Origin of the sequence: Vibrio frigidus (assembly GCF_042465995.1) — a bacterium.
Taxonomy (GTDB): Bacteria; Pseudomonadota; Gammaproteobacteria; order Enterobacterales; family Vibrionaceae; genus Vibrio.
This window is the reverse complement of sequence record NZ_JBCDMC010000003.1, coordinates 401,626-414,822: the sequence shown is the minus strand read 5'-3', so window position 1 is coordinate 414,822 and position 13,197 is coordinate 401,626. Positions and strand designations below refer to the sequence as shown.

The window sequence follows — 13,197 nt, the reverse complement described above, 5'->3', positions numbered from 1 at the left end:
ATATGAATGTTCGTTCACTATTTAGTAAGTTAACTTCTTCATCTAATAATAAAGATCAACTTAGAATCGTCATTCAAGTTGATGCTATTTATATCAGGTCTTCTGATAAGGCGAGTGAAGAGACGTTACTGTTTCCAATTGAGTCTAGTTGGGATGCCGCACTGAAAGTTGCACTTAGTTCTTTTACCAGTAATAAGTATTCGGCAACGGTCGTTTTTAGCTCTAATTATTATCAACTTTATCAAATAGATAAGCCAGAACTTCCTAAAGACGAATGGTCGGTTGCATTGCCGTTTCTATTGAAAGATCTGGTAAATGAAAGAGTGACGGATATAGTAGCCGATGCCTATTTGTTGCCGGATGGTCGACGCGCACAGGCTTATGTTCTGAGTAAAAAATACCTAACGCCACTTATTGGTATATTGGATAATGCGAATATTGGTTTATCTCGGATTGTTCCAGAAGATGAAGTTTGGGGGCATGCACAAAGTGATGTAAATAATTTCATGCTGCTTTATCGCGGAATGAAAGACAGCTATAAAATAAGTGCTTTTGTAGAAACGAAAAATAGATTTCAAAGAGTCATTCGAGGTGTTGTGCCACCATTGACTGGTGTGGCTTCAAGCGAACTACAGCTCGATAGTATTGCTCTTGAATTGCAAAGATCAATCGATTACTTGTCATCTCAGTTGCGTGATGCGGCTTTCAATCATCTATTAGTTCTCTGTGATGAGGACAATACTGAAGAGTTAGTTAGCGCTTTATCTGAGCGTTTGAGTACTCAAGTTTCTGCGTTGAATATGACTGACCAATTGTCATGTGGTCAGGTATTATGCAATACGCTTCCACTGATTTCTGATGATGGTATAAATCTATACCCTGCCCACCTTAAGCCTAAAAAAGAACGGTTTACTTTAAAAACAGTTTTTTCGTCATGGCTTCTTCTCTTGTTAATTATGGGGGGATATTACGGCTATATGAATTACGAAATAGCTGAGATAGATCAAGAATTGACGGTAAAGATAAGGAACAAAGAACGATTATCGGATGAGTTTGAAACGCTTAGCTATCAAGTCGCGAATCATAAACCTAATCCAGCGAAGCTTAAAGCGATTGACAGGTTAACCGTCGATGTTGATGCGAAAAAAGCGACGCTTAAAGCGATTAATCAATTTGATGATTCTTTGAAAGAAGGGTATTCCGGCGTCATGGCATCACTGTCTGAACTGGGCCGAGACGATATCTCGATATCTCATATCGAATTGAATGAGAAAATACTTAATCTCAAAGGGTTAGCAAGGGCACCAAGTAGTGTTCCTAAATGGGTCAAGCAATTTAAAACGGAACTTAACCTGGTAGGAAGAACTTTTGAAAGTTTGAATATTGGTCGAAACGAAGAGGACATCGTTACGTTTGAATTGATGACTCAAGTTGAATCAAAGAATTCCCTTTCTGTAGGAGAAAAATAAATGCAGAGCTGGAACCAACTGTCAGAAAAATTCGCACTATTATCTCAGCGAGAAAAATGGTTAATTTCAGGTGGCGGTTTAGTCGCGCTATTTTTTATCCTACTCACTCTATTAATCGATCCTATTCAAAATCTAAGTACAGCAAAGAAAAAGCAAAACAAGGCTGAATCAATACTGATTACTAAATTCGAAACAGAAATAGTGGTGCTTAAAGAGCAATTACTCACTGACCCTAATGTCGAATTGGATATACAATTAGCACGGTTATCTGATGAAAGTCAGGATCTTTCATTTGAGTTGGCTGAATTTGTGGGTGGCTTGCTCTCGCCGTCTGATATGGCAGAAGTACTTGAAATGGTGCTAGATAATAGTGTGGCGCTAAAACTTGTCTCGCTTCAGTCTCTTCCCGCAGAGGCGATCCTATCGGACGCCAACGAACATGCGGGCTATTTTATACATCCTGTTAAGCTAGAACTGACTGGAAAGTATTTTGATATTAAGGCCTATCTTGCAACATTAGAGTCGATGAAGGTGAGATATTTTTGGCGCAGTTTTGAGTATGAAGTTGATGCATACCCTAAAGCAAAATTAGTGCTGGTGGTATACACCTTAGGAACAAGACAGGAGTTCATTGGTGGTTAATTGTCGAATGATTTTGGTGGGATTGTGCCTGATTTTTGTTGCATCGAAAACGCTGGCATCTCAAGACCCAACAGCTCCTCTAAATTGGATCGCACCTAAGACGGCTGTTAGCAAAAAAGTAAAAAAAACATATCCGGTGCCTACCCTGCAAAGTATTGTGTGCAGAGAGGAATCGAATTGCTATGCGGTACTGGATGATAAGTTAGCCAATGTGGATGATCTCATTAGTGGTTACAAAGTAAGAAAGATCACACAAAAAGAAGTAACAATAGTGCGAGGAAATGTTGTGCATCATTTGGCTCTGTTTAAATTAGATATAAAGAATTGAAACTAAGGTTTGATACTTATTATGCGTAAAGTTGTCGTTGGAATTTTAATTGCGTCATTGGTGGGATGTTCAATGGGGCACCGGGATCCTGTTGAGATAAAGCAAGAACTTAATGAAGCTGCAAATAATGCAAATAATCGAAGCCTCGATGAGTTGCCAGCTTCGGTTCAAGCAGATTTGATGCCGGAACTCGATACCAATACAGGCGTCGCTTTCACCTCTTTAAAACGATTCAGAGTTCAGGCTGATGGCGTAGAAGCCAAAACATTTTTTGCCAGCATCATTAATGGTACGGAATATAGCGCCGTGATTCATCCTAATGTTTCTGGTCGAATGACGGTTAATTTATCAGACGTCACCTTGGATGAGGTACTTAATGTTGCAAGGGATATGTACGGTTATGACATCATTAAAACAGGGAAAATCATACAGATTTACCCTGCCGGGATGCGCACAGAAACCTTACCTGTTGATTATCTGCAACTAAAAAGGAATGGTCGTTCACTAACCAATATTACAACCAGTACCGTCTCTACAAAAGATGATGACGATAATAGCGATAGTGACTCTAATTCTAACTCGTCGAATTCGAATAGCTCATCGAATTCAAATTCCAATTCTAGCTCAAGCAGTAATACCGGCGGAACAACGATTGAAACCACAAGTGAAAGTGATTTTTGGTCTCAGCTTCAAAGCACAGTAGAGAACTTAATTGGCTCTGAAGACGGAAGAAGTGTGACGGTAAATCCACAAGCAGGTGTCTTAACGGTTAGAGCTCAACCTAGTGAAATACGAGATATTAAACAGTTTTTGAGCATCTCTCACGAAAGATTGCAACGACAAGTTATTTTAGAAGCCAAGATATTAGAAGTGACACTCAGTGATGGTTACCAACAAGGTATCAACTGGTCAAATATCGGTGCCTCTATAGGCAGCGGTTCAGTTGATATAGCCAGAACGGCAGTATCGACTATATTACCGGGACAAGACTCTATAGGCGAGCTTCTAGGCGGTCAAACCAATGTCACTATTTCGGATGGAAATTTTGAAGCAGTGTTGAGTTTCATGTCAACGCAGGGCGATCTTAACGTGCTTTCGAGCCCGCGCGTAACCGCAGCTAACAACCAGAAGGCAGTAATCAAAGTTGGAGTCGATGAGTACTTTGTTACTGGGGTTACAATAGATTATATCGAAGTTGGAGATACAACTACCCCAACAACGGAGTATGAGTTAACACCATTTTTCTCAGGGATATCTCTAGATGTGACACCTCAGATAGACGGAAAAGGAAACGTCATGTTGCACGTTCATCCTGCCGTCATTGATGTGGAAGAGAAAACCTATGAATTTCTTAACGATGCCCCGATGGCTCGCTCATCGATTAGGGAGTCCGATTCGGTCATCAGAGCGCGGGACGGTGATGTTGTCGTGATAGGTGGTTTGATGAAATCGAATACCTTCGACAGGGTATCAAAGGTGCCGTTGTTAGGTGATATTCCTGGGCTAGGTCACTTGTTTAGAAATACATCTGAATATACCGAAAAAACAGAGCTAGTGATTTTACTTAAACCAACGGTTGTTGGTGTACACACGTGGCAGCAGGAAGTAGAACGTTCTCGTGATCTTTTGCAGGAGTGGTTCCCCGACTCGGAGTAATCATGTACCAAACCTTTTTTGGCTTTGAAAAAACGCCATTTGGATTGACTCCAATGACCGAGCTATTTCAAGGGCTAGCACCACACTATGAAGCACTCCAGACGGTTATATCTGCGGTGAAAATGGGTGAAGGTGTGATAAAGGTTACAGGCGAGGTAGGGACTGGAAAAACCATGGTTTGCCGTATGCTAATCAATCAGCTCCCGAATAATGTTGGGCTAGTTTATCTGCCCAACCCCGTTCTTTCAGGAGATGGTCTACGTTCTGCGATTGCGAAAGAGTTAGGTATTGGGCATGTCGAACCGGGTCAGATGGTTGATGCGATTCAAGATAAGTTGTTGGAACTCTCTTTGCATGGAAAGCAGGTGATCACTTTGATCGATGAAGCACAGGCATTGAGTGATGAAGCTTTAGAAACGCTGCGTTTGTTCGGTAATTTAGAAACAGAAGACAAAAAACTCTTACAGATTGTTTTGTTTGGTCAGCCAGAATTGGATGAGCGTTTGGAAGCGAATCATATGCGACAGTTCAGACAACGAATTACTTTTAGTGCCAAGTTACGCCCACTGACCATTTCTGAGGCATGCGCTTACATACAATATCGTATAGAGATGAGTGGGGGAGACAAGTTACTCTTCTCTTTAAATCAGAGAAAAGCGATATGGAAAGCAAGCAAAGGTATACCTAGACTGATCAATCAGATTTGCCATAAAAGTTTGATCCTAGCGTTTGGACATCAAGAAAAAATAATAAAAAACCAATTTATATACGACGCAATTCAAGATACCTATGATGCGCTCAAACCAAAATACAAAACGCCGATATTATGGGGTTGGAGACAGACATGAGTGTGATTAATAACGCCCTAGCCGACATCGCGAATAAAGATGTCGACACAGTATCAAAGATAGTGAGAGCAGAAATTACGGCAGTGAAAAGTGCGAATAATTTGGCTTGGGCGGTAGGGGGCTTTACTTTAAGCCTATGTATTGGTGGTTGGGCCGTTTCGCAACAGATGACAACAATTAGCACACCAATAGCAGAACCATTATCTATACCGACACAGGATGCTCAATTAATCCAACCAACGATAGTGACATCGATGAACTCTTCGCCAACATCAAAGGTAATCGAGAATGCAAACATCAGTGTCTATGTAGAATCAATAGCGACAGAAACCACCAAATCCGCCCCAGCAGAACGGACTGAGAAAAGAAAAGTCAGTGATCGTACGATAGATTCTACTTCGTTAAAGTCCGTGCCGTCACCAGTCTTAATCGCGCAGGTATCGACGCCAGCAAAGCAAAAAGATATCCCAATTAAGCCATCCATGACACCCGTTGAAAAAGAGAGCGCTTTAGGCGCAGGTACCATGGCGGTGGAACAAGTAGAACTGACCCCTCTGCAGTTGGCTAATTATGCGATTGAAAGAGGAAAAAAAGAGCTTGATAGTAATAATTTAGATGGTGCCATTAGCGAATTTGAAACCGCACTGAGGTACCAGTCATCAGATGAAGAAACGCGTAAGCGACTGGCTGCGCTCTATTATGGCAAGAAAAATCTACGCAAGTCCGCCGAATTACTACAACATGGAATTAAACTAAATGAAGGCAGCCAGATACTTCGTATTGCTCTATCTAAGATCTTAGTAAAGGAAAACCAACCTGAAGCTGCGCTGAGTCCACTAATCTATTTACCGAAAAATGTGGATACTGATTATCTTGCAATGCGTGCAGCGCTTGCTCAGCAAATTAAGAATTCAGTTGTCGCATTTGAAACCTATCAAATGTTAGTAGAAAAAGAACCAGATAATGCACGGTGGTGGTTAGGGTTGGCTATTCAGCAAGAAAGGAAAATGATGTACCCAGAGGCGAAAGCGTCATATCTAGAAGCAACGGAAAGAGTGGGTGTATCAAAACAGACTCAATCATTCATACGAGACCGCCTCAACATTCTCACTAATTTAGAGGACGCGTCTGGTGCAAATTAAACTAAGAAAAAGACTCGGTGACTTGCTGGTAGAAGAAGGCATTATCACAGAGCAGGCTGTTGAACAGGCCCTACTTGCTCAAAAGAAGACCGGTAGAAAACTGGGCGATACGCTTATTCAGCTGGGATTCTTAACCGAAACACAGATGCTGGAATTTCTTTCTCAACAATTGTTGTTACCCGTTATCGATCTCAGTCGTGCTGATATCGATATAGATGCGGTTCAATTACTACCAGAGGTTCATGCTCGTCGACTTCGTGCTCTCGTTATTGGGAAAAATGGAGATACATTGCGAATTGCAATGAGTGACCCGGCTGATTTGCCTGCGCAAGAATCACTCTTAACAAGGCTTTCTCAGTATACGTTAGAGTTTGTTATTTCATTGGAACATCAACTTGTTGATGGCTTTGATCGCTATTATCGCCGAACCAAAGAGATTGCTTCATTTGCTGAGCAGCTACAGGCAGAGCATCAAACGACGGATTCGTTTGATTTTGGTCTGACTGAAGGTGCCGATAGTGATGAGGTAACCGTTGTTAAACTGATCAACTCACTGTTTGAAGACGCCGTACAAGTAGGTGCCTCTGATATCCATATCGAACCGGATTCGAATGTGTTGCGTTTAAGGCAACGAATCGATGGTATTTTGCATGAAACATTATTGAATGAAGTTAATATCGCCTCAGCCTTGGTCCTTCGATTAAAACTGATGGCAAATTTAGATATATCGGAAAAAAGGCTGCCTCAAGATGGTCGGTTTAATATTCGCTCTAAAGGTCATTCCATTGATATACGTATGTCTACTATGCCCGTTCAACATGGTGAGTCGGTTGTCATGCGTCTTTTGGATCAAACAACAGGGGTTCGGAAGCTAGAAGAATCAGGATTACCAAAAGACCTTCTCGAAAGGTTTAGGCATCAGCTCAAGCGTCCACACGGCATGATATTGGTCACTGGCCCGACAGGGTCCGGGAAAACAACAACATTGTATGGTGCACTGTCAGAATTAAACGACGCGTCTAAGAAGATAATCACGGCTGAAGACCCCGTTGAATATCGACTGCCAAGGGTGAATCAGGTTCAAGTTAACCCAAAAATCAATCTAGATTTCTCAACCGTTCTGCGGACGTTTTTACGCCAAGATCCCGATATTATCCTTGTGGGTGAGATGCGAGATCAAGAGACGGTTGAAATTGGGTTACGTGCCGCATTAACTGGGCACTTAGTTTTGAGTACTTTGCATACGAATGATGCTGTGGATAGCGCTCTTAGGATGATCGATATGGGGGCGCCAGGTTATCTTGTCGCAAGTTCCGTAAGAGCGGTGCTCGCTCAACGATTAATTAGAAAGATCTGCCCAGATTGTAGTACGAAGGCAGAACTAGATACCGCACAGAAGATCTGGATAGAGAGCCGATTTCCTAATCAGTTACACGCTTCCTTCTCGAAAGGACGTGGATGTCAAAACTGTAATCTGACGGGCTACAAAGGCCGTATTGGTGTATTTGAACTGTTAGAGTTTGGAGAGGATATGATGGACGCCCTTCGTGCAGATGACACCGTTGGATTTGCAAAAAAAGCGAGAAAAGCACCCGGGTATAAACCTTTGCTTACTTCTGCAATGGAGTTGGCTCTGCAAGGTGTAGTGAGTGTGAATGAAGTATTAGGCCTTGGTGAAGGTGACGCTTCCGGCAATAAAGATCCTATCTATTTATAATCACGAAAGGTCAACAGACCCTAATATGCGGAGTCAGAAATAATCCATGCCAAATTATCGATATCAAGGACGAAGTTCAGATGGCAAACAGGTGGTAGGGGATGTAGAAGCCCCCACTGAAGAGCTGGCTGCCGACACCTTGATGAATAGAGGTGTTATTCCTACCTCTATTACTATTGGTCGTTCGTCTAGTGAAGGAATCGCCAATTTTGATCTTGCTAAACTGTTCACGCCATCGATTCCGTTAGAAGTGCTGGTTATATTTTGTCGTCAAATGTATAGCCTGACGAAAGCTGGCGTTCCATTGCTACGATCTATCAATGGATTGGCCTCTAATACAGATAATAAACAGCTTAAAAAAGCGTTAGAAGACGTAGTATCCGAACTGACTAACGGGCGAAATCTCTCGGCGTCAATGGGAATGCATAGCAACGTATTTAGTTCTTTGTTTGTTTCTATGATTAGCGTGGGCGAAAATACGGGGCGGTTGGATGAGGTATTGCTTCAGTTAAGTAATTACTATGAACAGGAGCTGGAAACGAGAAAGCGAATAAAAAGTGCAATGCGATATCCTACTTTCGTCATCGTCTTTGTTACGCTTGCGCTCGGTATCTTGAACTACTTTGTCATTCCTCAGTTTGCCAGTATGTTTAGTCGATTTGGTGTTGACCTACCATTACCGACACGAATATTAATTGGCACGTCCAATTTTGTTGTCTCATATTGGGGGGCAATTATTGCCGGTATATTTGGCGCTTTATTTGCATTTAAAACATGGACATCAAGCCCTAGCGGCAGAGAGAAATGGGATGGTTTTAGACTAAAAATGCCCATAGTAGGCAGCATTGTCACCCGGGCTCAAATGGCGAGATTTTCACGAACGTTTGCTCTCATGTTGAAATCAGGCGTGCCACTGAACCAATCCATTGCGCTATCAGCAGAAGCGATGGGAAATCGATTCCTTGAATTGCGGCTATTGGCAATGAAAAGTTCAATAGAAGCGGGGGGGACGGTTTCAAATACCGCCATCAAAAGTGGTATTTTTACCCCATTAGTTATTCAAATGATCTCCGTAGGTGAAGAGACGGGTCGTATTGATGAGCTATTATTAGAAGTGGCCGATTTTTATGATCGAGAAGTTGACTATGATCTCAAAACATTAACCGCGAGAATTGAACCTATATTGTTGGTGTTTGTAGCCGGTATTGTATTGATCTTAGCGTTGGGGATATTCCTGCCAATGTGGGGGATGCTAGACGCGATACAGGGAAAAGGATAGCCATTGTGATTCCGTCGGTGTCACCTCGATTTGCAGTATGGCTATTATTGATATCCATATTGACGCTATCCGTTCTATCCATAGGGAATAAGCTACAGGTTACAACGATGGAAACCGCGTATGCGGTTGCTGCAAAAAGAATGCTGAATAAAGCAAATTTCTATAAAGAGAACTGGTTGATTCAAAAACGGCCAGAAACGATGATAGTAGATAAAAAAGAAATTCAATTTAATTCAGAAGGTTGGCCCTTACCGATAAAAAAAGGTGTCATTGATTGTGGCTATTGGCTTTTGTTGTTAAATGAAGGTAAAGAGGTGTTTGGGCATCCTCTAGACAGCATAAAAAGTAATAATATTAAAAATGACTATATTTGTAGTTATAGTTATACAGGACACGATGTTATAATATTGAAAATTATAGATAAAAAATTATCTATTAATATTGATACATCAATTAAATGAATTAGTTGACGCAAAATTAACCAAGTACATAAATTATGCAGATAGAATGCGCTCCAGAAAAAAAGGTAGAAGACAGTATGAAAAAACAGACTGGTTTTTCTTTGGTTGAATTGGTCATTGTCATTGTTGTGGTCGGATTATTAGCCGTGGCGGCATTGCCAAAGTTTTTGGACATCACTGACGAAGCAAAAAAAGCGAGTATTGAAGGGGTTGCAGGCGGATTTGCAACGGCGGTGCTTTCTGCTCGAGCTCAATGGGAAGCAGAATCTAGGCCGCAGGTTAATAATGTTAATGTTGTCGATTACGACGGCGTCGACTTTATTCTTACCGACTCATCGAATAACAGTGGCTTTCGCGACGGTTATCCACTGGCTGTCTCAAGTACGGCGAACTCGGGTGCAACAGGCGCAACAAACGCGATTTGTTTAGAGTTGATGGAAAACCTGCTTCAAAACCCACCAACCGTGGTTGAAAATGATACCTCGGATGCGGATGCAAGGTACTCTGCTGCGGCAACCAACAGTGGCACCTGCACTTATACTCAGTTGGAAGGCTCGACTAATCATAATTTTGAGTACGACATAACAACAGGTCGTGTATTGGTGAACCTAACCAACTAACCGTTAACATGGCGATGTTTACTTTAAATATCGCTATTGATAAGTATTGTTGCTTGGCTATTACCTATAGTGACAGCAATGTAGACATTCATTAGTAAATTCAAGTGTTCAGTTGTTCTGAGCTTGTTACATTTCATTTAGAGAGATTAAGTTATGAAGAGACAAGGTGGTTTTACCCTAATCGAATTGGTAGTGGTTATTGTTATTCTGGGTATTCTGGCTGTTACAGCCGCGCCGAGATTTTTAAACTTGCAAGAAGATGCGCGTGTTTCCTCTATTCAAGGTCTATCGGGCGCAATTAATGGTGCTGGTGGTATTGTATTTGGTAAGTCCGCCATTGATGGTATTGAGTCGTTAGCAAAAGGTGACGCAAAGGCGTCTATTACTGAAGGTTCGACTACTATCAATACAGCATTTGGTTATCCAACCGCGGGAACTTTAACGAAGGCGGTTACAGGGTTGGATAATGCTGCTGACTGGTCAGGTTATATGGACGGAGCTAGCGAAGCTGCCAGCACAAAATACCGAGTAACTTTTGCTTCTGACTCAATTACGGCATATGCAGGGATTACAAAATGTTATGTTGAATACATAGAACCAACTCAAAGTGGCAACACACCAACAGTAAATGTTAACGTGACTGATTGTAAATAATGTGACGATGTGATGTGTTATCTTAAATATAAGGTCAGTAAACGTTGCTGGCCTTATTATTAACAACATATTTTATACTTAGCATTGACCTTTAAGTGTGGTATCTATGAAGTCGACCTCAGATAGTCACAACGGCTTTACCCTTGTTGAATTAGTCGTTGTTATTCTCCTTCTTAGCATACTTTCCGTCTATGCAGCTAGCCGCTATATTGGTTCCTCCAGTTTTTCTCCTTACGCCGCTCAAGAACAAGCCATATCGATCATACGCCAGATCCAGTTGGGTCGTATGCAATCCAATATTGATGCTTCCGACTCCCTTTCATCAGAATACCGTTTATCCATCACAAGTGATTGTTTAGGTTCTGTAGCCAGTTGCAGTGCCACTGATAGTTCACGCAGTAATAACCTAGTATTACCTGAAGAGATAACTTTTGATCCGGCGATGACGGTGGACTTTGACCTATTAGGTGAACCGACACCAAGTAATGTAAGAATTGATATAAAAAGCCCTACGAAAACGGTCGGTGTTTGTATTAGTAGCGTAGGGTATGTAAATGGCTGCTAATCGTTTCGCTATAAAATCAGCTGGGTTTACTCTGATAGAGAGTATCGTTGCTATCGTTATTATCGGTATTGCGATGGTGTCATTGACCTCGTTTCTATTCCCACAGATAGAAGACTCTGCTCGCTCACATTACGAAGTCCGTGCCTCTGCGTTGGCCAACAGTCTAACAACAGAAATTTTGGCCCGAGGGTATGATCATAATAGTGACCCTGACGGGGGGTTGATTCGTTGCGGTGAAAATGATTCGAACGGAGTACTTGTTCTTTGTTCAACGACTTTAGGTCCAGATGCGGGTACTGATGAGTTTGATGGCACGACTCGCCAACCGGAAAATTTCAATGACGTGGATGATTATATTGGATGTTGGTACACCAATGAGGCCAGTAAAGCGCATTGTACAGAGAGTAAAGTTGGCAGCTTAAGTGATGTCTTAGGCAATTCTATTAGTAATGAGTATCCAAATTTCGCCGCTAATGTGACCGTTGAAAAGGATACTATCGGTGGTTCAAGCCAGTTTAAGAAAGTGAGAGTAGAGATTGTGACGGGCAGTTATGGTTCGTACGATTTTATTGCCCACAGAGGAAACTATTAATGAGAGTTAACGGTTTTACTCTTATTGAAATGGTGATGACTATTATTATTATGGGCATCATCTTTATTGGTGCTGGTTCAGTGATAGAAATGGGGTCCAGAGGTTATGCGGATAGCATTGATAGGCAGAGAATTCAAAATCAGGCTCGATTTGTAATAGAAAAATTGGCGAGAGAAATTCGTCATGCTGTGCCCAATAGTTTTAATGTTATGAACGATTCACAAGGTGATAAGTGTTTAACCTTTTATCCTATTAACAATGCGGGTTTTTATTCACGAAATGAGGTCGATCGAACGCTTCAGTTCGTTGTTGATAATCAAGGGAAACGCATAAGTGGAGCGAGTGGGGATCGACTTACGATTAACCCTAGTCAACCCAATGATCTCAGCGATAATAGTCGTTCAATCTCTTTAGCGGGCTGTCGCGATACCAATATTACGACCTGTACTGAGGTTGCCTTAAGTGCAGGGGTCTATGCGTATCAAGTAAATGACAATTTCGATAGCCACTCGATCGCCAATCGTTACTATACCTATTCTAATCAGGTGTCCTATTGTATTGCTAGCACTGGGGTTATTACAAAAAGCGTGGGTTCAGGCAGTAAAAATACGGTGGGTGATGGACTGCGATTCGCAGACAGTCAGTTTTATTACAAAGAGCCGACTCTTCAGAGGGGAGGTTTAGTGCACATGGATTTATTATTTGATAATAATGGTGAAGAGAGTGTCTACAAACATGATGTGCAGGTGTTGAATGTACCCTAAACAGAGGTTCAGTGCAAAACCGAAAAAGCAACATGGAAATATGATCATAATGGCGGTATTTATTGTCGTCGTGATGAGCTTGCTCGCCTCAAATTTAATACGCATTAAATGGTCGAATCAGGATACGTTAACAAGAGAGAACTTGGGTACCCAAGCTTGGTTTTTAGCAAATTCGGCTAGTGAATGGGCGCTAACACGGCTCTACCCAATTGGGGGTGATGGCAGCCTTTCAGAGCTTGTAACCAACTGTAGTTCCATTAGTGGTAACACGAGTGCGAGGAATGACTTAGCAGAAGGACTGCCTTGTTCCACGCCACAGGTGACCTGTACGGCACCAGAATCATCCCTGCCAGATGACCTTAAGTATTTCCGCGTAACGACCGTGGCTATTTGCAGTTCTGGCTCTATTTTTCAAGTACAGCGTGAGCAAGAAGTTTGGCTTAGGGCGGTGGAGCAATGA

The 13,197-nt window shown here is 41.9% G+C and carries 15 protein-coding genes; all 15 read left to right on the top strand.

The genetic code is table 11. The annotated features are described in order from the left end of the window. The first annotated feature begins 2 nt into the window (after positions 1 to 2). The 15 genes from AACW90_RS07545 to AACW90_RS07475 all read left to right on the top strand — a co-directional run bounded on the left by AACW90_RS07545 (position 3) and on the right by AACW90_RS07475 (position 13,197). Entirely contained in the window at positions 3 to 1,469 is a 1,467-nt protein-coding gene (locus AACW90_RS07545) for an MSHA biogenesis protein MshI (RefSeq protein WP_390232822.1), read from the top strand. After that, positions 1,470 to 2,111 (top strand): MSHA biogenesis protein MshJ, encoded by a 642-nt coding sequence (locus AACW90_RS07540; protein ID WP_390232820.1) that lies wholly within the window; start codon positions 1,470 to 1,472, stop codon positions 2,109 to 2,111. Next, complete coding sequence (locus tag AACW90_RS07535) at positions 2,104 to 2,439, top strand: MSHA biogenesis protein MshK (protein WP_390232818.1); 336 nt, start codon at positions 2,104 to 2,106, stop codon at positions 2,437 to 2,439. The genes AACW90_RS07540 and AACW90_RS07535 overlap by 8 nt, the downstream gene beginning before the upstream one ends. A gap of 21 nt (positions 2,440 to 2,460) precedes the next feature. Then, positions 2,461 to 4,095 carry a pilus (MSHA type) biogenesis protein MshL gene (mshL, locus tag AACW90_RS07530; protein ID WP_390232816.1) on the top strand — a complete coding sequence of 545 codons (1,635 nt, stop codon included), beginning with the start codon at positions 2,461 to 2,463 and terminating at the stop codon, positions 4,093 to 4,095. Between the two features lie 2 nt (positions 4,096 to 4,097). Next, positions 4,098 to 4,943: an ExeA family protein gene (locus AACW90_RS07525; protein WP_390232814.1), complete on the top strand. Its 846-nt coding sequence runs from the start codon at positions 4,098 to 4,100 to the stop codon at positions 4,941 to 4,943. After that, complete coding sequence (locus tag AACW90_RS07520) at positions 4,940 to 6,085, top strand: tetratricopeptide repeat protein (protein ID WP_390232812.1); 1,146 nt, start codon at positions 4,940 to 4,942, stop codon at positions 6,083 to 6,085. Before AACW90_RS07525 ends, AACW90_RS07520 begins: the two co-directional genes overlap by 4 nt. Beyond that, a complete protein-coding gene (locus tag AACW90_RS07515) occupies positions 6,075 to 7,802 on the top strand; it encodes a GspE/PulE family protein (protein ID WP_390232810.1) in 1,728 nt (575 codons plus the stop codon). Before AACW90_RS07520 ends, AACW90_RS07515 begins: the two co-directional genes overlap by 11 nt. Before the next feature lie 46 nt (positions 7,803 to 7,848). Next, positions 7,849 to 9,081 carry a type II secretion system F family protein gene (locus AACW90_RS07510; protein WP_390232808.1) on the top strand — a complete coding sequence of 411 codons (1,233 nt, stop codon included), beginning with the start codon at positions 7,849 to 7,851 and terminating at the stop codon, positions 9,079 to 9,081. Between the two features lie 107 nt (positions 9,082 to 9,188). Then, positions 9,189 to 9,542, top strand: coding sequence for a hypothetical protein (locus AACW90_RS07505; protein WP_390232806.1), 354 nt, complete (start codon positions 9,189 to 9,191; stop codon positions 9,540 to 9,542). A gap of 35 nt (positions 9,543 to 9,577) precedes the next feature. Then, the gene (locus tag AACW90_RS07500; RefSeq protein WP_390232804.1) at positions 9,578 to 10,162 is read left to right on the top strand and encodes a prepilin-type N-terminal cleavage/methylation domain-containing protein; all 585 of its coding nucleotides are present in this window, start codon (positions 9,578 to 9,580) and stop codon (positions 10,160 to 10,162) included. Positions 10,163 to 10,315: 153 nt separating this feature from the next. Further along, entirely contained in the window at positions 10,316 to 10,816 is a 501-nt protein-coding gene (locus tag AACW90_RS07495) for a prepilin-type N-terminal cleavage/methylation domain-containing protein (RefSeq protein WP_390232802.1), read from the top strand. A 106-nt stretch (positions 10,817 to 10,922) separates the two neighbouring features. Continuing rightward, positions 10,923 to 11,381 carry a prepilin-type N-terminal cleavage/methylation domain-containing protein gene (locus AACW90_RS07490; RefSeq protein WP_390232800.1) on the top strand — a complete coding sequence of 153 codons (459 nt, stop codon included), beginning with the start codon at positions 10,923 to 10,925 and terminating at the stop codon, positions 11,379 to 11,381. Continuing rightward, positions 11,371 to 11,973: a type IV pilus modification PilV family protein gene (locus AACW90_RS07485; RefSeq protein ID WP_390232798.1), complete on the top strand. Its 603-nt coding sequence runs from the start codon at positions 11,371 to 11,373 to the stop codon at positions 11,971 to 11,973. The genes AACW90_RS07490 and AACW90_RS07485 overlap by 11 nt, the downstream gene beginning before the upstream one ends. Continuing rightward, complete coding sequence (locus AACW90_RS07480) at positions 11,973 to 12,737, top strand: PilW family protein (protein ID WP_390232796.1); 765 nt, start codon at positions 11,973 to 11,975, stop codon at positions 12,735 to 12,737. Before AACW90_RS07485 ends, AACW90_RS07480 begins: the two co-directional genes overlap by 1 nt. A 49-nt stretch (positions 12,738 to 12,786) precedes the next feature. Next, positions 12,787 to 13,197, top strand: coding sequence for a hypothetical protein (locus AACW90_RS07475; RefSeq protein WP_390232794.1), 411 nt, complete (start codon positions 12,787 to 12,789; stop codon positions 13,195 to 13,197).